This window comes from Pseudomonas sp. CFII64, from assembly GCF_000416235.1.
Taxonomy (GTDB): domain Bacteria; phylum Pseudomonadota; class Gammaproteobacteria; order Pseudomonadales; family Pseudomonadaceae; genus Aquipseudomonas.
The window spans coordinates 326780-348010 of sequence record NZ_ATLO01000049.1; the positions used below are offsets into that span (position 1 = coordinate 326780).

The 21231-nt window shown below is 60.0% G+C and carries 13 protein-coding genes and 1 riboswitch; of the genes, 7 read left to right on the forward strand and 6 right to left on the reverse strand.

From position 1 onward, the window contains the following. Nucleotides 1-9: 9 nt before the first annotated feature. From CFII64_RS24445 to hemE, 4 genes are all read left to right on the forward strand, one after another. Nucleotides 10-1641, forward strand: coding sequence for an AAA family ATPase (locus tag CFII64_RS24445; RefSeq protein ID WP_020293544.1), 1632 nt, complete (start codon nucleotides 10-12; stop codon nucleotides 1639-1641). A 356-nt stretch (nucleotides 1642-1997) separates the two neighbouring features. Next, nucleotides 1998-6446 (forward strand): glutamate synthase large subunit, encoded by a 4449-nt coding sequence (gene gltB / locus CFII64_RS24450; protein WP_020293545.1) that lies wholly within the window; start codon nucleotides 1998-2000, stop codon nucleotides 6444-6446. A 114-nt stretch (nucleotides 6447-6560) separates the two neighbouring features. Further along, nucleotides 6561-7979 carry an FAD-dependent oxidoreductase gene (locus CFII64_RS24455; protein WP_020293546.1) on the forward strand — a complete coding sequence of 473 codons (1419 nt, stop codon included), beginning with the start codon at nucleotides 6561-6563 and terminating at the stop codon, nucleotides 7977-7979. Nucleotides 7980-8110: 131 nt separating this feature from the next. After that, on the forward strand, nucleotides 8111-9175 hold the full coding sequence (gene hemE / locus CFII64_RS24460) for a uroporphyrinogen decarboxylase (RefSeq protein ID WP_020293547.1): 1065 nt from the start codon (nucleotides 8111-8113) through the stop codon (nucleotides 9173-9175). Nucleotides 9176-9248: 73 nt separating this feature from the next. Here hemE and CFII64_RS24465 read toward each other — a convergent pair whose 3' ends face one another. After that, complete coding sequence (locus CFII64_RS24465; RefSeq protein WP_020293548.1) at nucleotides 9249-10475, reverse strand: MFS transporter; 1227 nt, start codon at nucleotides 10473-10475, stop codon at nucleotides 9249-9251. A 159-nt stretch (nucleotides 10476-10634) separates the two neighbouring features. On the opposite strand from CFII64_RS24465, the gene CFII64_RS24470 reads away from it, so the two are divergent. Further along, nucleotides 10635-11525 carry a LysR family transcriptional regulator gene (locus CFII64_RS24470; protein ID WP_020293550.1) on the forward strand — a complete coding sequence of 297 codons (891 nt, stop codon included), beginning with the start codon at nucleotides 10635-10637 and terminating at the stop codon, nucleotides 11523-11525. A gap of 65 nt (nucleotides 11526-11590) precedes the next feature. Here the strand turns inward: CFII64_RS24470 and CFII64_RS24475 are convergent, their stop codons facing one another. The 4 genes from CFII64_RS24475 to ahcY all read right to left on the reverse strand — a co-directional run bounded on the left by CFII64_RS24475 (nucleotide 11591) and on the right by ahcY (nucleotide 17510). Then, entirely contained in the window at nucleotides 11591-13504 is a 1914-nt protein-coding gene (locus CFII64_RS24475) for a DEAD/DEAH box helicase (protein ID WP_020293551.1), read from the reverse strand. Nucleotides 13505-13874: 370 nt separating this feature from the next. Then, entirely contained in the window at nucleotides 13875-14960 is a 1086-nt protein-coding gene (locus tag CFII64_RS24480) for a hypothetical protein (RefSeq protein WP_020293552.1), read from the reverse strand. A 107-nt stretch (nucleotides 14961-15067) separates the two neighbouring features. Next, nucleotides 15068-15913 carry a methylenetetrahydrofolate reductase [NAD(P)H] gene (gene metF / locus CFII64_RS24485; protein WP_020293553.1) on the reverse strand — a complete coding sequence of 282 codons (846 nt, stop codon included), beginning with the start codon at nucleotides 15911-15913 and terminating at the stop codon, nucleotides 15068-15070. A 172-nt stretch (nucleotides 15914-16085) separates the two neighbouring features. Further along, entirely contained in the window at nucleotides 16086-17510 is a 1425-nt protein-coding gene (gene ahcY, locus CFII64_RS24490; protein WP_020293554.1) for an adenosylhomocysteinase, read from the reverse strand. Between the two features lie 21 nt (nucleotides 17511-17531). Continuing rightward, nucleotides 17532-17636: riboswitch (S-adenosyl-L-homocysteine riboswitch) on the reverse strand. A 93-nt stretch (nucleotides 17637-17729) separates the two neighbouring features. Here ahcY and CFII64_RS24495 point away from each other — a divergent pair. Beyond that, the gene (locus tag CFII64_RS24495; RefSeq protein WP_256208171.1) at nucleotides 17730-19751 is read left to right on the forward strand and encodes a patatin-like phospholipase family protein; all 2022 of its coding nucleotides are present in this window, start codon (nucleotides 17730-17732) and stop codon (nucleotides 19749-19751) included. 100 nt (nucleotides 19752-19851) lie between these two features. After that, the gene (locus tag CFII64_RS24500) at nucleotides 19852-20256 is read left to right on the forward strand and encodes an acyl-CoA thioesterase (protein ID WP_020293556.1); all 405 of its coding nucleotides are present in this window, start codon (nucleotides 19852-19854) and stop codon (nucleotides 20254-20256) included. A 118-nt stretch (nucleotides 20257-20374) separates the two neighbouring features. Here the strand turns inward: CFII64_RS24500 and otnI are convergent, their stop codons facing one another. Continuing rightward, nucleotides 20375-21163 (reverse strand): 2-oxo-tetronate isomerase, encoded by a 789-nt coding sequence (gene otnI, locus CFII64_RS24505; protein ID WP_020293557.1) that lies wholly within the window; start codon nucleotides 21161-21163, stop codon nucleotides 20375-20377. Nucleotides 21164-21231: the final 68 nt, after the last annotated feature.

Sequence of the window (21231 nt, forward strand, 5' to 3'; positions counted from 1 at the left end):
GAAAAATCCATGACTAGTTTGCACGCGGACGAGGCCTTCCTCGGCCATTACCAGTTGAGTCATGACCCCTTTGCAACGCGGGTGCCTGGCTTCAAGTTTTTCCCTGCCCAGCGCAAGCCTGTACTGGGTCAGCTCCATCATCTGGCCCGTTACAGCCAGTTGCTGCTGGCGGTTACCGGTCCTCAAGGCAGCGGCAAGACCTTGCTGCGTCAGGCATTGGTGGCAAGTACCAACAAGCAATCGGTGCAGAGCGTCGTGGTTTCGGCGCGTGGCGCCAGCGATGCGGCCGGGGTTTTGCGTCAGGTTGCGCAAGCGCTCAGTGTCGCTCAGGCCGAGATGCGCGCCATCCTTGCCCAGGTCGTGCAATTGGCGCTGACCGGCCAGGAAGTCTATTTGTTGGTGGACGATGCCGAACAACTGGGCGAATCCGCACTCGAAGCATTGCTGGGTCTGGCGGCGGGTACGCCGGAAGGTCGTCCGCATGTGTTCCTGTTTGGCGAAGCCTCGCTGATCGATCGTCTGGAACAGCTGTGTGCCGAGTCTGAAGTCGAGGGTGAGCGCTTTCACGTCATCGAGCTTGAGCCTTACACCGAAGACGAAACCCGGGAATACCTGGCGCAGCGGCTGGACGGTGCGGGACAAGGCATCCAGCTGTTCACGGCCGAGCAGATTACCGACATTCACGAGCATTCCAATGGTTGGCCAGGTGCTATTAACCAGGTGGCTCGAGATTCAATGATTGAAGCGATGATCGCCAGTCGTACTGCGGTCAAGCGTCCAAGTATGGGGTTCAAAATGCCGAAGAAACACGTATTGGCTCTGGGTGCGGTGGTTGTGGTGGGGGTTCTGGCAGCAGTGCTGATTCCCGGCCGCGGCAACAACACCACAGCGCCAGCCAACGCGCCTGCCAATGCCCAGGCGCAATTGCCTCTTGGGCAGGGCACGCCAACGACTCAGCAATCGAACAATGGCGCTCCGGCTATCGAATTCGCCGGTAATTCACAGCCAGTGCCGTTACCGCTGGGCGGAAACTCGCAGCCGGTCATGCGCGGTCCGCTGGCCGAAGCGGCGGGTTCCGGTGATGGCGACGATGACGGCGTGCCGGTTTCGTCTGCTGCACAGCCGCCAACGGTTACCACCACCGCGCCACCTGCTGGCGTAGCGGCGGGTGCTACACCGCGATCTTCCATCGCCCCGCCTCCGGCAGCTGCGGCTGCTGTGCCTAAGCCAGCCGCTCCGGTAGCCAAGCCAGCGGCCGTGCCAACGCCGCCGCCGGTGCAGGTCGCCACGGCCAAGCCCGCAGCCAAACCTGCAGCGCCGGCGCCCGCCGCTGCGGCTGCAAAACCGGCTGCCGGCGGCAGTTGGTATAGCGGCCAGGCTCCAGGCCATTACGTCGTGCAGATTCTGGGTACCAGCTCCGAAGCCACCGCTCAGGCTTTCGTGGCCGAGCAAGGTGGCGAGTACCGCTACTTCAAGAAAACCCTGCAGGGCAAGCCGCTGTATGTGATCACTTACGGTAACTTTTCTGACCGTGCTGCCGCCCTGGCAGCCATCAAGGTATTGCCAGCCAAGGTTCAGGCTGGTAAACCTTGGCCTCGTACTGTCGCCAGCATCCAACAGGAGCTCGGCGCAACTCGCTGAAGTCGCAGCGGCTTTATCCAGGCCGCTCACCCAGCAACCCTGTTTTAACGCTTGAGCGTGCTGCCAGTTGGCAGCGCGCCTTGTGCTGTCTGCGTTGCAGGCGCATCGTGTTTTCAGGGAGCCTCGGTCAATCTCGCAAAAAAGATTTTGACTAGCACACCATCTCGCTATAAACCTTCATAAATGCGACACGAATTTACGACTGTTCGTCGTTAAATTTGTGACGCCTTCGGTCGGTGTGTACAATGACCTCCCTTTTGCCCCCGCTAAGCTGACGTACGTTCAGCGCGAGAGGTAACTGGTTGAATTGAAAAGAAATTTGCCTCGAATAGAGGCAGCCTGGTGAGAAAGCGTCTATGAAAGCAGGTCTGTACCATCCAGATGAATTCAAGGATAACTGTGGTTTTGGCCTGATCGCCCATATGCAAGGCGAGCCCAGTCATCACCTGTTGCAGACGGCCATCCAGGCCCTGACCTGCATGACCCACCGTGGTGGGATCAACGCTGACGGCAAGACCGGCGACGGCTGCGGGCTGTTGATTCAGAAGCCAGATGCATTCCTGCGCGCCATTGCCAAAGAGCACTTTGGTAACGAGCTGCCGGGGCAATATTGCGTGGGTATGGTGTTCCTCAATCAGGACGACGCCAAGGCTGAAGCGGCCCGCGAGAACATGAATCGCGAAATCCTGGCTGCCGGCCTGACGTTGATCGGCTGGCGTCAGGTGCCTATCGACACCAGCGTGCTGGGTCGTCTGGCGCTGGAGCGGTTGCCGAAAATCGAGCAGGTGTTCATCGGTGGTGAAGGCCTGAGCGATCAGGAAATGGCCATCAAGCTGTTCAGCGCCCGTCGCCGTTCGTCGGTGGCCAACGCTGAAGATACCGATCACTACATCTGCAGCTTTTCCCACAAGACCATCATCTATAAAGGTCTGATGATGCCGCGCGACCTGACGGCATTTTTCCCGGACCTGAGCGACGAGCGCCTGCAAACCGCGATCTGCGTGTTTCACCAGCGTTTCTCGACCAATACCCTGCCGAAATGGCCGTTGGCGCAGCCGTTCCGCTTCCTCGCCCACAACGGCGAGATCAACACGATTACCGGCAACCGCAACTGGGCTCAGGCCCGGCGCACCAAGTTCGCCAACGAACTGATGCCGGACCTCGACGAATTGGGCCCGCTGGTCAACCGCGTCGGCTCCGACTCGTCGAGCATGGACAACATGCTCGAACTGATGGTCACCGGCGGCATCGACCTGTTCCGTGGCGTGCGCATGATCATTCCGCCTGCGTGGCAGAACGTTGAAACCATGGACCCCGATCTACGGGCGTTCTATGAGTACAACTCCATGCACATGGAACCGTGGGACGGCCCGGCTGGCGTCGTGATGACCGAAGGTCGCCACGCGGTCTGCCTGCTCGACCGTAACGGTCTGCGCCCGGCGCGCTGGGTCACCACCAAGAATGGCTACATCACCCTGGCGTCGGAAATCGGCGTGTGGGACTACAAGCCCGAAGACGTCATCGCCAAGGGCCGTGTCGGTCCGGGCCAGATCTTTGCCGTGGACACCGAAACCGGCCAGATCCTCGACACCGACGCCATCGACAACCGCTTGAAGTCGCGTCATCCGTACAAACAGTGGCTGCGCAAGAATGCTTTGCGTATCCAGGCGACCATCGAAGACAACGACCACGGTTCGGCTTTCTATAATGCCGATCAGCTCAAGCAGTACATGAAGATGTACCAGGTCACCTTCGAAGAGCGCGACCAGGTATTGCGTCCGCTGGGCGAACAAGGCCAGGAAGCGGTCGGCTCCATGGGCGATGACACGCCAATGGCCGTGCTGTCGCATCGTGTGCGTTCGCCTTACGACTATTTCCGCCAGCAGTTCGCGCAGGTCACCAACCCGCCGATCGACCCGCTGCGTGAAGCCATCGTCATGTCGCTGGAAATCTGCCTCGGTGCCGAACGCAACATTTTCCAGGAATCGCCAGAGCACGCTTCCCGCGTGATCCTCAGCTCGCCGGTCATTTCCCCGGCCAAGTGGCGTTCGCTGATGACCCTGGAGCGTCCGGGTTTCGAGCGGCAGATCATCGACCTCAACTACGACGAGCACATCGGCCTGGAAGCAGCGGTGCGCAACATCGCCGATCAGGCTGAAGAAGCCGTGCGCGCCGGTCGGACCCAGATCGTCCTGACCGACCGTCATATCGCGCCGGGCAAACTGCCGGCTCACGCTTCGCTGGCTGTAGGCGCTGTGCACCACCGCCTGACTGAAAAAGGCCTGCGCTGCGACAGCAACATCCTGGTTGAAACCGCAACGGCCCGCGATCCGCACCATTTCGCGGTGTTGATCGGTTTCGGCGCCTCGGCGGTCTATCCGTTCCTGGCCTACGAAGTGCTGGGCGACCTGATCCGTACCGGTGAAGTGCTGGGCGACCTCTACGAGGTGTTCAAGAACTACCGCAAAGGCATCACCAAAGGTCTGCTCAAGATCCTGTCGAAGATGGGTATTTCGACCATCACCTCGTACCGTGGCGCGCAGCTGTTCGAAGCCATCGGCCTGTCCGAAGCGGTCTGCGACCTGAGTTTCCGTGGCGTACCGAGCCGCATCAAGGGCGCGCGTTTCGTCGATCTGGAAGCCGAGCAGAAAGCCCTGGCCGCCGAAGCCTGGAGCCCGCGCAAGCCGATCCAGCAAGGTGGTCTGCTCAAGTTCGTGTTCGGCGGTGAATACCACGCCTACAATCCGGACGTGGTCAGCACCCTGCAAGCTGCCGTGCAACAAGGCGACTACAGCAAGTTCAAGGAATACACCGCGCTGGTGGATAACCGTCCGGTTTCGATGATCCGTGACCTGTTTCAGGTCAGGACCCTCGAAACGCCGTTGTCCATCGACGACATCGAGCCGCTGAGCGAAATCCTCAAGCGCTTCGACTCGGCCGGTATTTCCCTGGGCGCGCTGTCGCCGGAAGCTCACGAAGCACTGGCTGAAGCCATGAACCGCCTGGGCGCGCGCTCGAACTCCGGTGAAGGCGGCGAAGATCCAGCCCGTTACGGCACGATTCGCAGTTCCAAGATCAAACAGATCGCCACCGGTCGCTTTGGCGTTACGCCTGAGTATCTGGTCAACGCCGATGTGTTGCAGATCAAGGTTGCCCAAGGCGCCAAGCCGGGTGAAGGCGGGCAACTGCCGGGCGGGAAAGTGAACGGCCTGATCGCCAAGCTGCGTTATGCAGTGCCGGGCGTGACGCTGATTTCGCCACCGCCGCACCACGACATCTATTCCATCGAAGACTTGTCGCAGCTGATTTTCGACCTCAAGCAGGTCAACCCGGCTGCGCTGGTTTCGGTCAAGCTGGTGGCCGAAGCGGGCGTCGGTACGATTGCCGCGGGCGTCGCCAAGGCGTATGCCGACCTGATCACCATTTCCGGTTATGACGGCGGCACCGGCGCATCGCCACTGTCGTCGATCAAATACGCCGGCGCTCCTTGGGAACTCGGCCTGGCCGAAACTCACCAGACCCTGCGCGGCAACGACTTGCGCGGCAAGGTTCGGGTCCAGACTGACGGCGGTCTGAAAACCGGCCTCGACGTAATCAAGGCGGCCATTCTCGGCGCTGAAAGCTTCGGCTTCGGTACCGCGCCGATGATCGCCCTGGGCTGCAAATACCTGCGTATCTGCCACCTGAACAACTGCGCCACCGGTGTTGCGACCCAGAACGAAAAGCTGCGCAAGGATCACTACATCGGCACCGTCGACATGGTGATCAACTTCTTCACCTACGTGGCCGAAGAAACCCGCGAGTGGCTGGCCAAACTGGGCGTGCGTTCCCTGGAAGAGCTGATCGGACGTACCGATCTGCTCGACATCCTGCCGGGCGAAACCGCCAAGCAGCAGCACCTGGACCTGACGCCGCTGTTGGGCAGCGATCACATTCCGGCTGACAAACCGCAGTTCAGCCTGGTGGACCGCAATCCGCCGTTCGACAAAGGCCTGATGGCCGAACGCATGGTTGAGCTGGCCAAACCGGCCATCGTCAGCATGAGCGGCGGCGAGTACGCCATGGATATCTGCAACTGCGACCGGTCCATCGGCGCGCGGATTTCCGGCGAAATCGCCAAGCTGCACGGCAACCAGGGCATGAACAAGGCACCGATCACGTTCCGCTTCAAAGGCACGGCCGGGCAGAGCTTCGGCGTGTGGAACGCGGGCGGCCTGAACATGTATCTGGAAGGCGACGCCAACGACTACGTCGGCAAAGGCATGACCGCTGGCAAACTGGTCATCGTTCCGCCCAAAGGCAGCCCGTTCAAGACTCAGGACAGCGCCATCATCGGCAATACCTGTCTCTACGGCGCCACCGGCGGCAAGCTGTTCGCGGCCGGTACGGCGGGTGAGCGTTTCGCAGTGCGCAACTCCGGTGCCCATACCATCGTCGAAGGCACCGGCGACCACTGCTGCGAATACATGACCGGCGGTTTCGTCTGCGTGCTGGGCAAGACCGGCTACAACTTCGGCTCCGGGATGACCGGTGGTTTCGCCTACGTGCTGGACCTGGACAACACCTTCGTTGACCGGGTCAACCACGAACTGGTGGAAATCCAGCGCATCAGCGGCGAGTCGATGGAAGCCTATCGCAGCCATCTGGAGCGTGTTCTGGCCGAGTATGTCGAGGAAACCGACAGCGAGTGGGGCCGTAACGTCTGGGAAAACCTTGACGATTACCTGCGCCGCTTCTGGATGGTCAAGCCCAAGGCTGCGACGCTCAAATCGTTGCTCTCCAGCACCCGCGCCAATCCACAGTAACTGCAGCCACAAGCGGCAAGCCTGAAGCTACACGCTTGCCGCTCTGTGGGTTGAACAGAATTTGATTTCTTGCAGCTTGAAGCGTGTCGCTTGAAGCTGCCGAAGAGGCACAAAATGGCTGAACGTCTCAGTAACGACTTTCAATTCCTCGATGTCGGGCGCAAAGATCCGAAGAAGAAACTGCTGCGCCAGCGCAAGAAAGAGTTCGTGGAAATCTACGAACCTTTCAAGCCTCAGCAGTCGGCCGATCAGGCCCACCGCTGCCTGGGTTGCGGTAACCCGTACTGCGAGTGGAAGTGCCCGGTACACAACTTCATTCCCAACTGGCTCAAGCTGGTTGCCGAAGGCAACATCCTCGCGGCCGCCGAGCTGTCGCACCAGACCAATACCTTGCCGGAAGTTTGCGGTCGGGTGTGTCCGCAGGATCGTCTGTGCGAAGGTGCCTGCACCCTGAACGACGGTTTCGGCGCGGTAACCATCGGTTCGGTGGAGAAGTACATCACCGACACCGCGTTCGCCATGGGCTGGCGTCCAGACATGTCCAAGGTCGTGCGCAACGGCAAGCGCGTCGCCATCATCGGTGCCGGTCCTGCGGGCCTGGGCTGCGCCGACGTGCTGGTGCGTGGCGGCGTGACGCCGGTGGTTTTCGACAAGAATCCGGAAATCGGTGGTCTGCTGACTTTCGGTATTCCGGAGTTCAAGCTGGAAAAAACCGTGCTGAGCCATCGTCGTGAAGTGTTCACCGGCATGGGTATCGAGTTCCGCCTCAATACCGAAGTCGGCAAGGACGTCACTGTCGATCAACTGCTTGAAGAATACGATGCGGTGTTCATGGGCATGGGCACCTACACCTACATGAAAGGCGGTTTTGCCGGTGAAGACCTGCCGGGTGTGCACGACGCACTCGACTTCCTCATCGCCAACGTCAATCGCAATCTGGGCTTCGAAAAGTCGCCGGAAGATTTCGTCGACATGAAGGGCAAGAAGATTGTCGTGCTCGGCGGTGGTGACACGGCCATGGACTGCAATCGGACGTCGATCCGCCAGGGCGCCAAGTCGGTGACCTGCGCGTATCGTCGCGACGAAGCCAACATGCCTGGCTCGCGCAAGGAAGTGAAGAACGCCAAGGAAGAGGGCGTGAAGTTCCTCTACAACCGCCAGCCAATCGCTATCGTTGGCGAAGATCGGGTCGAAGGCGTGAAAGTCGTCGAGACGCGTCTTGGCGAGCCTGATGCACGCGGCCGTCGCAGCCCTGAGCCGATTCCGGGCTCCGAAGAGATCATCCCGGCTGACGCCGTGGTCATCGCTTTCGGCTTCCGTCCAAGCCCGGCGCCGTGGTTCGAGCAGTTCAGCATCCAGACCGACAGCCAGGGCCGCGTCATCGCCCCGGAACAGGCGCAGTTCAAGCACCAGACCAGCAACCCGAAAATCTTCGCCGGTGGCGACATGGTGCGCGGCTCTGACCTGGTGGTGACCGCAATCTTCGAAGGCCGCAATGCGGCGGAAGGGATTCTGGATTATCTGGGCGTGTAACGGCTCCAACGGGTGAAGTGTTTGTTGTTCTTATGCGACAAATCGCCACGATAGATAAAAGGCACGGCTCTTGCCGTGCCTTTTGCGTCCGTGTCTGAGAAAATGCCCGCACTTTTTTTGCGGATGCCGACATGACTGCCTTGAAGAACGACCGTTTCCTTCGTGCCCTGCTCAAGCAGCCCGTGGACGTGACGCCTGTCTGGATGATGCGCCAGGCCGGCCGCTACTTGCCTGAGTACCGCGCCAGCCGGGCCAAGGCCGGCGATTTCATGAGCCTGTGCATGAACCCGGAGTTCGCCTGCGAAGTCACGCTGCAGCCGCTGGACCGCTATCCGCTGGATGCCGCGATTCTGTTTTCCGACATCCTGACCATCCCTGATGCCATGGGGCTGGGCCTGTATTTCGAGACCGGCGAAGGTCCGCGCTTCAAGAAAACCGTCAACACCCTGGCTGAAATCGAAGCCTTGCCGATCCCGGATCCGCAAAAAGACCTCGGCTATGTGATGGATGCCGTCAGCACCATCCGCCGCGAGCTTAACGGCCGTGTACCTTTGATCGGTTTCTCCGGCAGCCCGTGGACACTGGCCACCTATATGGTTGAAGGCGGCTCGTCGAAAGACCATCGCAAGTCCAAAGCCATGCTCTACGAAAATCCCCAGGCCATGCACCTGTTGCTGGACAAGCTGGCGCAGTCGGTGACGTCGTACCTCAACGGCCAGATTCTGGCTGGCGCGCAGGCTGTGCAGATTTTCGACAGTTGGGGCGGCAGTCTTTCCGATGCGGCGTATCAGGAATTCTCGCTGGCCTACATGCAGAAAATCGTCAACGGCCTGATTCGCGAGAATGACGGGCGCAAAGTGCCGGTGATCCTGTTCACCAAAGGTGGCGGTCAGTGGCTGGAAAGCATGGCTGACACGGGTGCCGACGCTTTGGGACTGGACTGGACCACCCACATCGGCGACGCCCGCCGTCGCGTGGGTGGCAAAGTCGCGCTGCAAGGCAACATGGACCCGTCCGTGCTGTACGCCAGCCCGCAGGCGATTCGTGCCGAAGTGTCACGTATCCTCGAAAGCTACGGCAGCGGCAACGGTCACGTGTTCAATCTGGGCCACGGCATCACCCCGGAAGTCGACCCGGCCCGTGCAGGTGCGTTCATTGAAGCAGTGCATGAGCTTTCGGCGCAGTATCACGGCTGATTGCAGTAACTGATAACGAAACCGGTAGGAGGGGACTTGTCCCCTCCTACACAGTCTGTACGGGTTCGTTTCGTTATAGCTGCACTTTCGCTTCCAACGGCGGCAACTTCGCCAGGCGCAATGCCACGGCCAGGGCCACCAGCAGCAGCGCGCCGATGAACAGGCCGATGCCGTTCCAGCCTGCGTAATGCCAGAACACCCCACCGCCGGTCCCGGCGACGCTCGATCCTACGTAATAACTGAACAGATACAGCGAAGACGCCTGACCCTTGGCGGTTATTGCGCGGCGGCCGATCCAGCTGCTGGCCACCGAGTGCGCGCCGAAGAAGCCGAAGGTGAACAGCAGCACACCGATAATCACCATCGGCAGCGGGGTGAACATGGTCAGGCTGACGCCGATCAGCATCATCACGATCACTGCCCATAACACTTGGCGACGGCCCAGCTTGTCGGCCAGCGAACCGATTTTCGCCGAGCTGTAGATCCCCGACAGGTACACCACCGAAAACAGCCCGACCACCGCCTGGCTCAAGTGATAAGGCTCGGCCAGCAAGCGATAGCCGATGTAGTTGAACAGGGTCACGAAGCTGCCCATCAGCAGGAAAGCTTCGATGAACAGCAGCGGTAGGCCAGCGTCGCGGAACTGCACGACGAAGCCTTCCAGCAGGCTGCGCGGATGCAGCGAGCGGGCGCGGAAGTTACGCGACTCCGGAAGAATCTTCCAGAACACTGCCGCTGCAATCAACGCCAACCCGCCGACCACCATGATTGCCGCGTGCCAGCTGACGTAATCGATCAGTACGCCGGTAATCACCCGACCACTCATGCCGCCGATGGCATTGCCGCCGATATACAGGCCCATCGCCAGGCCAATGTGATTGGGGTGAATCTCTTCGCTGAGGTAGGTCATCGCCACCGCTGCCAGCCCGCTCAGGGACAAACCCACCAGCGCCCGGGTAATCAGCACGCCTTCCCAGCTCGGCACCATGCCGCCGGCCAAGGTGAAGATCGCTGCGGAAAACAGTGACAACACCATCACTGGCTTGCGTCCGAGGCGGTCGGAAATCGGCCCGGTGATCAGCAGGCCCAGGGCGAGCATCGCCGTGGAAACCGAGAGAATCAAACTGCTCTGCGCGGCATTGATGGAAAACTCGCGGGACAACACCGGCATCATCGGTTGCACGCAATACAGCAGCGCGAAGGTCGCGAAACCGCCGGAGAACAAGGCCAGGACCGTGCGCATGAACATCGGCGTGTCTTTTTCGATGTAGGTGTCGCCCAGCGGAACAGCCGCTTGCATGGGCGTGGACACAGTGTCGGATGGAGCAACAGCAGGATTCACAATGGACCTCGGAGACGATTGGGCAGGCGATGACGAAAAAGAATATAGCCCGCTAATGATTCTTTCCAATATATTGTTCGACCTGTTTGATATCTAAAACGACCTAATGGAAGGCTCATGGAATTACGCCATTTGCGCTACTTCATCGCCGTCGCCGAAGAGCTGCATTTCGGGCGCGCCGCGCAATTGCTGGGGATCTCACAACCGCCGTTGAGCCAGCAGATTCAGGCGCTGGAGCAGGAACTGGGCGCGCGATTGTTTGACCGCACCAACCGGCGCGTCGAACTCAGCGAAGCGGGGCGTCTGTTCCTTGATGAAGCGCGTCTGGTGCTGGCACAAGTGGGCAAGGCCGCCGACGTGGCCCGGCGCGCGCAACTGGGTGAACTGGGTGAATTGAAGATCGGCTTTACCGCTTCGGCGCCGTTCACGTCGAGCATCCCGCAGGCGATCTTTGCGTTTCGTCAGGCGTTCCCGGCGGTGCATCTGGCATTGCAGGAAATGAGCAGCAAGGAAGTGGCGGCGGGGCTTGAGGATGAATCCATGCAGGTCGGCATTATGCGCCCGCTGCCGTTGCCCGAATCGCTGATTGCCGTCGAATTGCTGCGTGAACCCTTGGTGGCAATCATCCGCGCCGATCATCCTTTGGCCCAGGGCAGCGAAAACGGCCTGCATCTGGCGGAACTGGCCGCCGAGCCGTTTGTGTTCTTCCCGCGTTCCTATGGCAGCGGTTTATACGCCCAGTTACTCGATCTGGCGCGCGCCGCAGGGTTCAGCCCGCTGATCACCCAGGAAGCCGGCGAAGCCATGACCATTATCGGCCTGGTCGCCGCAGGCCTGGGCGTCACCGTTCTGCCCGCTTCCTACCGCCGTATGCGCATCGAAGGCGTGGTCTATCGAACCCTGCTCGACCCAGCCGCCACCAGCGCGGTCTGGCTGGTGCAACGCAAGGACCAGCAATCGCCCATGGCCAAGGCGTTTGTGGAGCTGGTGACGCGCAACGCCGGATGATATCCGGATGCAAAAACGCCCCGAACTGAAACCAGTCCGGGGCGTTTTTTTTTTGCCGGTTTTGCTTAACCTTCGCGGTTGCGCGTCAGCAAGGCCGGTTTTTCACCGCGTGGGCGGCTTGGCAATTGATCGAGTTGTTCCGCGGACGGGAACCGATCGCTTTTCGACTCTTTGTGCATGATCTTCGGTGCTGGCTGGCCATCGCGAGGGCCCTGGACTGCAGGTTCCTGACGGGCTGGCTGGTCATCACGCGCCGGACGACGGTTGCGCGGCTGCTCCTCGCGACGGGCCTGGCCGTCACGGGGTGCGCCACTGCGTGGGCCATTGCGCTTGGCCGGCGGAGTGCCGGTGCTTGCGCCAGCGCCGGTACGCGGACCACTTGGGCGTGGGCCACGCGCGGCAGGTGCTGCGCCGGTTGTAGTTGCAGCCGGAGCGGACGCCGGAGCGCCGGGACGACGACCGCGACCCTGGTTTTTGCCCTGGTACGGACTGACGTAGTCAGCGCGGTTGCCGAAGTTATCCACTTCGTCATCCAGGAACTCATCCGGAGCGCGATTGGCCGACTGCGGCTGGGCTGCGCGGGGCGTGGACGGCTGACGCTGTTCACGGGCCGGGCCAGCTTCGCGAGGCTTTTGCTCACGCGGCTGACGAGCCGGACGTTCGCCGGGAGTCGCCGTTGCCGACTTTTCCTTGCCCTTGTCCTTGCCTTTATCCTTGCGACCGCTGCCACCGCCACCACCGTTCGGCCCATCACCACGCGGACCGCGCGGATTGCGTGGGTTACGCACGTCCGGACGCTCGCGAACTTCAGGCTTTTCGGCTTCGACCGCAGTGATGTCAAAACCCATCAGATCGCCGTCGGCAAGTTTCTGCCGGGTCATGCGCTCGATGCTTTTCAGCAGTTTTTCTTCGTCCGGGGCAACCAGCGAGATCGCTTCGCCGCTGCGGCCTGCACGGCCAGTCCGGCCGATACGGTGCACGTAGTCTTCGTCGACGTTAGGCAGCTCGAAGTTGACCACGTGGGGCAACTGGTCGATATCCAGGCCACGCGCGGCGATATCGGTGGCAACCATGATGCGCACGTCGCCAGCCTTGAAGTCAGCCAAGGCTTTGGTCCGGGCGTTCTGGCTCTTGTTACCGTGGATCGCCACAGCGCTGAGGCCGTGTTTGTCCAGGTATTCGGCCAGACGGTTGGCGCCGTGCTTGGTGCGGGTGAAGACCAGCACCTGTTCCCAGGCGCCAGCGGTGATCAAGTGCGCGAGCAGCGAACGCTTGTGGTTCGACGCCAGACGGAACACCCGTTGCTCGATACGCTCGACCGTGGTGTTCGGCGGCGTGACTTCGATGCGCTCGGGGTTATGCAACAGCTTGCCGGCCAAGGCCGTGATGTCGTTGGAGAACGTTGCCGAGAACAGCAGGTTCTGACGCTTGGCAGGCAGGCGCGCGAGGACTTTCTTCACGTCGTGGACGAAGCCCATGTCGAGCATCCGGTCGGCTTCATCGAGCACGAGGATTTCAACGTGGGACAGATCGACACTGCCGGAGCCTGCCAGATCGAGCAGACGGCCAGGGCAGGCCACCAGCACATCAACGCCTCGGGCCATGGCCTGAATCTGCGGATTGGTGCCGACGCCGCCAAAGATGCAGGCGCTGACGAACTTCAAGTCGCGGGCGTAGACCTTGAAGCTGTCATGCACCTGGGCGGCGAGTTCGCGAGTAGGGGTCAGGACCAGTACGCGCGGTTGGCGCGGGCCGTGACGCTGGGATTTGTCCGGATGACCACCGGGAAACAGCCGCTCCAGAATCGGAAGGGCGAAACCGCCGGTTTTACCAGTACCTGTCTGAGCCGCGACCATCAGGTCACGACCTTGCAACACGGCGGGAATTGCCCGCTGTTGCACCGGAGTAGGCTCGGTGTAGCCCGCTGCCTCGATGGCGCGGACTAAAGCCTCGGAGAGACCGAGGGAAGCAAAGGACATGAGTAATCCTGTTCTGGTTAGAGCTTTAGCTCAAAGGGATGATCTTGCCTGGCGCGAATGGCGGTCCGGACTGAACAGAAATTGTCTGTGCGCCGATCGGGCTGGGTTGCCTGATCGCCGCTCGGTGACGTTTCGTTCGAATCCTGGAAGACGCAATCCCGTCCGGTCCTGCTGGTCTTTAGTACATCTCGTGACATGGGCGCGGGAAAAAGAAGTGCGCTGCTGACGTGATCGAGGTGCCTTCTGCGAGACCGAGCATCCGGGCGTAAGCCTGGCGGGAACGCGGAGTATAACAGAGCAATCGCCCCGCGCCGCGTTCCTGCTGCTCAACGGTGTCAGAGCCGCGTTTCAGCGCGACTCCGGACAGGACTCAGCCGGCTTTGCGTTGCAGCAAATGCTCGTAGATGGCCCGACGCCGGCGCCCCAGAATCTGCCGCACCACCCAATGATCCAGCCAGTGTTCCAGCTGATGCGGTTCAAGGGGCTGATTCAGGCGTTGCTCGGCGTTGTCCTGGGCTTTTTCCCACCACACAGTCGCGCAGGCGCGGTCGAATTCATTGCTGTGCCGACAGCAACCGTAAAGGATTTCCCGCACGAACTGCCGCTGATGGGCCGGCACGCCCAGGGTTGCGCCCTTGTACAGCATGCGTTGCCAGGTTGGCGGTCGCGGCAGGCGCGTGGTCACCTGTTGAGTGTCATCCAGCGCGTGTTCGCTGGTCGGATCGTCGCCATGCTTGCACAACCAGGCGCGGACCTTGGCCCGAAACAGCTGCTTGCGGCTCCAGTAATGATGAATCAGGTCGGGGCACTGACTGACGTTTTTGCTGCGATACGCCGCCACGCCGAGACAGAACTCTTCAAGGGTGTACGCACCTTTTGCCAGCGGATACAGCTCGTCCATCAGCGCAATCGACTGGTCCAGCACATCTGCATCCTGACGTTCCAGGCCGATGACGCCGGAGTTGATCAGCGGCATGTCGTCATCCGCCAGCCCGCGTGCCTTGAGGATCGGTGCGAGTTTGGTGTACAGCTCGGATTCCTGATACATGCCGTAGCGCAGGTTGAACGCATTACAGAGAAGCGTGCCGGGTTTGACCCGTTCGAACAGCTCCAGCGGCGAGCCGTGGAAGAACGTATCGGTATCGATCAGCAAGGCACGCTCGCATTCCTCCAGCACCGTGCGCAATGCGACGTGTTTGGTGCGGAAGTGATAACCGTGCGGGGCGCTCCAGGCTTTACGGGTCTGTTCGTCCAGCGTTCGCACGCGGACCGGCAGATGCTCGTAAGGCTTGGGGTTGTCGCTGAAGACTTGAATGTCGAGGGCTTGATCGGGCGTCTTGCGCATCCCGGCCAGGGCGCTGGCGATGCTGAAGACAGCTTCCTGATGATAGGTCGGGGCGCCGAAGACCAGATAGACAAGTTGGGGGGTCGAAGTGAATGTATTGCGTGAAGTCAAAAATCTACACCGTTATCAGGGCAATGGCAGGTCTTCGGGTGAAGAAAACCTACCAGATGAACATTGCCCGAATGTGACAGACCCGCTTCTACAAATAAACCCCGCGTTTATCGCGGCAGCTTGAGGTTATTCCAGATGGCAAGGCTAGGATCCGCCTGGTTCAAGGTGTAGAAGTGCAAACCGGGTGCGCCGCCTTGTAACAGCTGCTCACACATCTGTGTGATGACCTGCTCGCCGAACGCCTGAATGCTCTGCACGTCGTCGCCGTAGGCTTCCAGTTGCTTGCGGATCCAGCGGGGGATTTCCGCACCGCAGGCATCGGAAAAACGCGCCAGCTTGCTGTAATTGGTGATCGGCATGATGCCCGGCACGATCGGGATGTTTACGCCCAGCTTGCGCACCCGCTCGACGAAGTAGAAATAACTGTCGGCGTTGAAGAAATACTGGGTGATCGCACTGTCGGCACCGGCCTGGGCCTTATGCACGAAGTTTTTGATGTCGTCTTCGAAATTGCGCGCTTGCGGGTGCATTTCCGGGTAAGCGGCGACTTCGATATGGAAGTGGCTACCGGTTTCTTCGCGAATGAACGACACCAGGTCGCTGGCATAACGCAGCTCACCGCTGGCCATGCCCATGCCGGAAGGCAGGTCACCGCGCAGGGCAACGATGCGCTTGATCCCGGCTTCCTTGTATTGGGTCAGCAGGGCGCGCAGATCGGCCTTGCTGTCGCCAACGCAGGACAAATGCGGGGCCGCGGGAATCTTAACTTCGCTCTCCAGCTGCAGCACGGTATTGATCGTGCGATCGCGGGTCGAGCCACCGGCACCGTAGGTGCAGGAGAAAAAATCGGGGGTGTAGCTGGCTAGCTGACGAGCAACATTCAGCAGCTTTTCATGGCCAGCATCGGTCTTCGTCGGGAAGAATTCGAAGCTGTAGCGACGGTCGAGGGACATGGACGCCGATCTCATTGTAGGAGCGAACTTGTTCGCGATAAGGTCGGAACGACCTTCAGGTACTGAAGATCACCGGAGTGTCAGCCACTGCCGGTGAAGCTGGTTGCGACCGCTGCGCGCTCGATCGCGGACAAGTCCGCTCCTACCGGAGAAGCGGACGTGTCTTGCTCAATCAGTAGCGATAAGCGTGCGGCTTGAACGGACCTTCGACAGTCACGCCGATGTAGTCGGCCTGGGTCTTGGTCAGTTGAGTCACGACGCCGCCGAAACCGCGAACCATTTCCAGGGCCACTTCTTCGTCGAGTTTCTTCGGCAGTACTTCAACGGTCAGGCGCTCGGCTTTCTGGGCTGGCGACAGATCGGCGTATTTCTGACCGAACAGGAAGATTTGCGCCAGAACCTGGTTGGCAAACGAACCGTCCATGATGCGGCTTGGGTGACCTGTGGCGTTGCCCAGGTTTACCAGACGGCCTTCGGCCAGCAGAATCAGGTAGTCGTCGTTCTGTGGATCGAAAGCGCCAGCGCCGGTGCGGTGAATCTTGTGCACCTGCGGCTTCACTTCTTCCCATGCCCAGTTCTTGCGCATGAAAGCGGTGTCGATTTCGTTGTCGAAGTGACCGATGTTGCACACTACCGCGCGTTTTTTCAGCGCCTTGAGCATGTTCGAATCACAAACGTTGACGTTACCGGTGGTGGTCACGATCAGGTCGATCTTGCCCAGCAGCGCTTTGTCGATGCTTGCTTCGCTGCCATCGTTGATGCCGTCGATGAACGGCGAAACCAGTTCGAAACCGTCCATGCACGCTTGCATGGCGCAGATTGGATCGACTTCGGAAACCTTGACGATCATGCCTTCCTGACGCAGCGACTGAGCCGAGCCCTTGCCCACGTCACCGTAGCCGATTACCAGAGCCTGCTTGCCGGACAGCAAGTGGTCGGTGCCGCGCTTGATGGCGTCGTTCAGGCTGTGACGGCAGCCGTATTTGTTGTCGTTCTTGCTCTTGGTCACCGAGTCATTGACGTTGATGGCCGGGATTTTCAGCTCGCCCTTGGCCAGCATGTCCAGCAGGCGGTGAACGCCGGTGGTGGTCTCTTCGGTCACGCCGTGGACGCGGTCCAGGATCGCCGGGTATTTCTTGTGCAGCAGCTCGGTCAGGTCGCCGCCGTCGTCGAGGATCATGTTGGCATCCCAAGGCGCGCCATCTTTCAGGATGGTTTGCTCAAGGCACCACTCGTATTCTTCTTCGGTTTCGCCTTTCCAGGCATAAACCGCGATACCGGCAGCAGCGATGGCCGCAGCAGCCTGGTCCTGAGTAGAGAAAATGTTGCACGACGACCAGCGAACTTCGGCACCCAGGGCAACCAGGGTTTCGATCAGCACGGCAGTCTGGATGGTCATGTGGATGCAGCCGAGAATCTTCGCGCCCTTGAGCGGTTGTTCGCCAGCGTATTTGCGGCGCAGACCCATCAGGGCAGGCATTTCGGATTCAGCGATGATGGTTTCGCGACGGCCCCAGGCAGCCAGGGACATGTCGGCGACTTTATAGTCGGAAAAATCTGCGGGCGTGTTTTCTGTAGGCGTAAGTCCAGCACTCATTGAGAGTCTCCATTCGTAGTGTGCGAATGGGCGCCGTTGTGCGTTTAAGGCCCGACGGAACAATCCGGTCGAACAACGCCCCATCCGAGCCTGACAGGAAAACCTGCTGCAGCGCCCCTCGGACAGGTGGCGGGAAAACGGTATCAAGGGTAGATGACCGTTGTGAAGCGGTGGGCATTATAGCGGCGCTGGCGAATCTTCCCAAGGTTTTCTATCGGTTTGCAGCCACGTCTGGTCGCTCGTGCTTTTTTTTGCGAAAAATATTCTTCTACCGCAATCCGCTTTCGATCACTTTTACAGTGTGGCTACCAATCAAGCGTCCGGCCCGCCTCGATAAGCGGGCTTGAAGAATGGAGTCACGCAATGAGTAACCCATCGAATGGATTCGATCGCCCGACCCTGCAACCACAAGGTCACAGCCAAACCCTTGTCGAGCGTGCGGGAGCCCGCCAGATAACACTCAAGCAATACCAGAACGGCATCGTCGAGCTTGAGCTTGCCTTGCCGCCTGTCCGACGAATGATCCTCAGCGGTGGCGGCGCGAAAGGCGTTGCTTACTCCGGGGCGGTAGCCGCACTGGAAAACGAGGGCGCTTTGGCGGGTATCGAGATGCTGTACGGATCGTCTGTTGGCGCGATCATGGCCGCGATGATTGCATCCGGCATGAACGCCACTGAATTCGACAGGCTGTGCGACGAAACCAACCTGCTCGCGCTTCTGCAAAGTCCGAACGACAGCGTCAACTGGTTGCAACAGCTGTTTTCCCGCGTGGGAGAAATGGCGCCCGAGGTACTGCCCGGCAAAGCTGGCAGCTACACCCAACTGCTGTTGAGCGTATTGCCGCTTGTTCAGTCGGGTGCGGTGCCGCTACTGAATCTGGTCCGTGAGCAAGCCCGTGCAGCGGTGCTGGCCCGGATCGAGTCCGCGCGCGCTGATTCGCTATCCCCGCAAGCGCTTGCGATCAAACACAAGCTGGATGCCGGTGGTGTTGTTACTTTTGCAGACCTTGCCTTGCTCGGCACCTTGATCCCCCACATCAAAAGACTCAGCGTGACCGGCACCGCCATGTTCGAAGGCCGACCGCAACTGGTGGTGTTCAACGCGGATCTCTGCCCGGATATGGACATCGCGGTTGCGACCCATGTCTCTGCGGCTTTGCCGGTGGTTTTCCAGCAGCCCGGCAGTCAAGGGCTCAGCTTTCAGGAAGATTCCGAACTGACCTTTTTCCAGGACGGCGGCGTGCTGCTCAATACGCCGGTGCCGCAGCTGATCGATCCGGGTTCGCCTGTGGATCTGCTGTCCGGATCGGACATGCTGATCTTCAAGTTTGAAAAGTCAGATACGTCTGACAAACGCGGCAGCTGGACTCAGGTCATTACCGACTGGGCCGTTGGGGCACCGGTTTCCGCCAGTCGTGAATATCAGAAGAGGCTCCTCGAAGCCTTCGCCGACCAGTTCGTCATCGTCCCGCTTAAGACTGAAAAAGGTGATTTCACGACGGCGCTGAATGGCACGCTGAACTTCGTCATGACAGTGGAGATTAAAAACCACCTGCAGGCACGCTTGAAGCAGACGGTTGAAGCACATTTGGCGGCGCGGGCGAAAAAACGGCAGTGCTTTTATTTTGCATCCATTGATGACGCGCTGCTGAATCTGACTGACGTCATGCTTGCAGAGGTGCTGACGCAAGGCACGGCGTTGCCAGTCCGGGATATTCAGGCGTGGCGCATGCAGGCGAGCGAGCTGCTGCGGGCGCTGGAGGAGGGGATTACCCTTGCCAATTCCCGGTCGGGTCTCACATTCGACGCGTTGCGTGCGCTCATTGCGCGTCTGAGCGAACTTGCCTTCGATGACGCCCGTATCAGTTGGTTGGCGCAGGCGCTCAATCAGCCAGAAAAAGCCAATTTTCAGCAGCTTCTTCAGATCGCCGGGCGCGAGGAGTCGGGCTCCGTCGTTCTCAGCGCTGCGGTTGCGGAAATGCGCAGGCGCGACAGCCGTGTGATCGCTGGCAATATCCGGCGAACAGTGATCTATCCATCCCTGCACTTGTTGGGGCAGACCTCGAAAAATATCGAACTTCTGTTGCGTGCCGATCAAGTTCTGGTGCGGGCCGAGACCGCTGAGCAGATTAATCAGGCGCTGGATCTCGTCATCGACGGCTATGGATCACGTAACCCGATTCTCAGCAAACCTTGGAGATCTACAACCATTGCCGACGCCAAAGCCTGGCGAGTCAGATAAGGCAGATAAGCCAGGTAACCACCCGCAGCGCACATACCTTGCTTGCCCCGATATGTCTGCCATTATGGGCGGCATCAATCGCAGACGGTCAGGAGTGAACATGAATTTCCACACCCGCAAGTGGGTTAAACCCGAAGACCTGAATCCAAACGGCACCTTGTTCGGCGGCAGCCTGCTGCGCTGGATCGATGAAGAAGCGGCGATCTACGCCATCGTGCAGCTGGGCAATCAGCGTGTGGTGACCAAGTACATTTCCGAGATCAACTTCGTCAGCGCCTCGCGACAGGGCGACATTATTGAGCTGGGCATCACCGCCACCGAGTTCGGCCGTACCTCCATCACCCTGACCTGCGAAGTGCGCAACAAAATCACCCGCAAGAGCATTCTGACCGTGGAGAAGATGGTGTTCGTCAACCTGGGCGAAGACGGCTTACCCGCGCCCCACGGCCGCACCGAGATTCTGTACGTGAAGGATCAGTTCAAGGACGAAGCGGTTAACGGGTAGCCAAAACCGATAAACGTCGTTGGAGCGAGGCTTGCCCGCGAAGAAGTCAGTACATCCAACATAGCTTTGGAGGTCTGAAAATAGCCTTCGCGGGCAAGCCTCGCTCCAACTATTCCATTTACGCCTTGGCCGCCCGCCAATCCCGCAACCACTGCAAACCTTCGCTGGTATCGCCCTTGGGCCGGTATTCGCAGCCGATCCAGCCGGTGTAGCCCAGCCGATCGATTTCCTCGAACAGCCACGCATAATTGAGCTCGCCCAGGTCCGGTTCATGGCGATCCGGCACGCCTGCGATCTGGATATGACCGACCTCGGCGAAGTCCCGGCGTAGTTTGGAGATCACGTCACCTTCGACAATCTGGCAGTGATAGAAGTCGAATTGCACCTTGAGGTTGGCCGCGCCGACTTGCTTGCGGATGGCTTGCGCCTGATCCTGACGATTGAGGAAGAAGCCCGGCATGTCCCGAGTGTTGATCGGCTCGATCAACACCGTGATTCCGGCCTTGGCCGCCTGTTCTGCGGCGTAACCGAGATTTTCCAGATACACCGCCTGATGCCGTTCACGCAGCGCTTCGCTTGGCAGCAGGCCGGCCATGACGTGAATCCGGTCGTTGCCCAGCACGCTGGCATAGTCCAGAGCGCGCTCGAAGCCGCTGCGGAATTCGCTCTCCCGACCCGGCAATGAAGCAGTGCCGCGTTCGCCCGCCGCCCAGTCACCCGGCGGCGCATTGAACAGCGCCTGGACCAGGCCGTTGTCGCTCAGTTGTTGCTTGAGTTCCTGCGGGCTGAAGTCATAAGGAAACGAATACTCGACCGCTTCGAAACCATCGGCGGCAGCCGCAGCGAAACGTGCGAGAAAATCGTGTTGCGGGTAAAGCATGCTGAGGTTGGCAGCGAAACGAGGCATGTGAACTCCAGTCTTTTCAGAGAGCGGTTGAGAGTACTGACACTTTGCGAACAAGTACGCTGCAACAC

What these genes read in the sequence shown, in the direction of transcription:
- CFII64_RS24445 (WP_020293544.1), top strand. Translation starts at nt 10, where the DNA reads ATGACTAGTTTGCACGCGGACGAGGCCTTCCTCGGCCATTACCAGTTG.
- gltB (WP_020293545.1), top strand. Translation starts at nt 1,998, where the DNA reads ATGAAAGCAGGTCTGTACCATCCAGATGAATTCAAGGATAACTGTGGT.
- CFII64_RS24455 (WP_020293546.1), top strand. Translation starts at nt 6,561, where the DNA reads ATGGCTGAACGTCTCAGTAACGACTTTCAATTCCTCGATGTCGGGCGC.
- hemE (WP_020293547.1), top strand. Translation starts at nt 8,111, where the DNA reads ATGACTGCCTTGAAGAACGACCGTTTCCTTCGTGCCCTGCTCAAGCAG.
- CFII64_RS24465 (WP_020293548.1), bottom strand. Translation starts at nt 10,475, where the DNA reads ATGCAAGCGGCTGTTCCGCTGGGCGACACCTACATCGAAAAAGACACG.
- CFII64_RS24470 (WP_020293550.1), top strand. Translation starts at nt 10,635, where the DNA reads ATGGAATTACGCCATTTGCGCTACTTCATCGCCGTCGCCGAAGAGCTG.
- CFII64_RS24475 (WP_020293551.1), bottom strand. Translation starts at nt 13,504, where the DNA reads ATGTCCTTTGCTTCCCTCGGTCTCTCCGAGGCTTTAGTCCGCGCCATC.
- metF (WP_020293553.1), bottom strand. Translation starts at nt 15,913, where the DNA reads ATGTCCCTCGACCGTCGCTACAGCTTCGAATTCTTCCCGACGAAGACC.
- ahcY (WP_020293554.1), bottom strand. Translation starts at nt 17,510, where the DNA reads ATGAGTGCTGGACTTACGCCTACAGAAAACACGCCCGCAGATTTTTCC.
- CFII64_RS24500 (WP_020293556.1), top strand. Translation starts at nt 19,852, where the DNA reads ATGAATTTCCACACCCGCAAGTGGGTTAAACCCGAAGACCTGAATCCA.
- otnI (WP_020293557.1), bottom strand. Translation starts at nt 21,163, where the DNA reads ATGCCTCGTTTCGCTGCCAACCTCAGCATGCTTTACCCGCAACACGAT.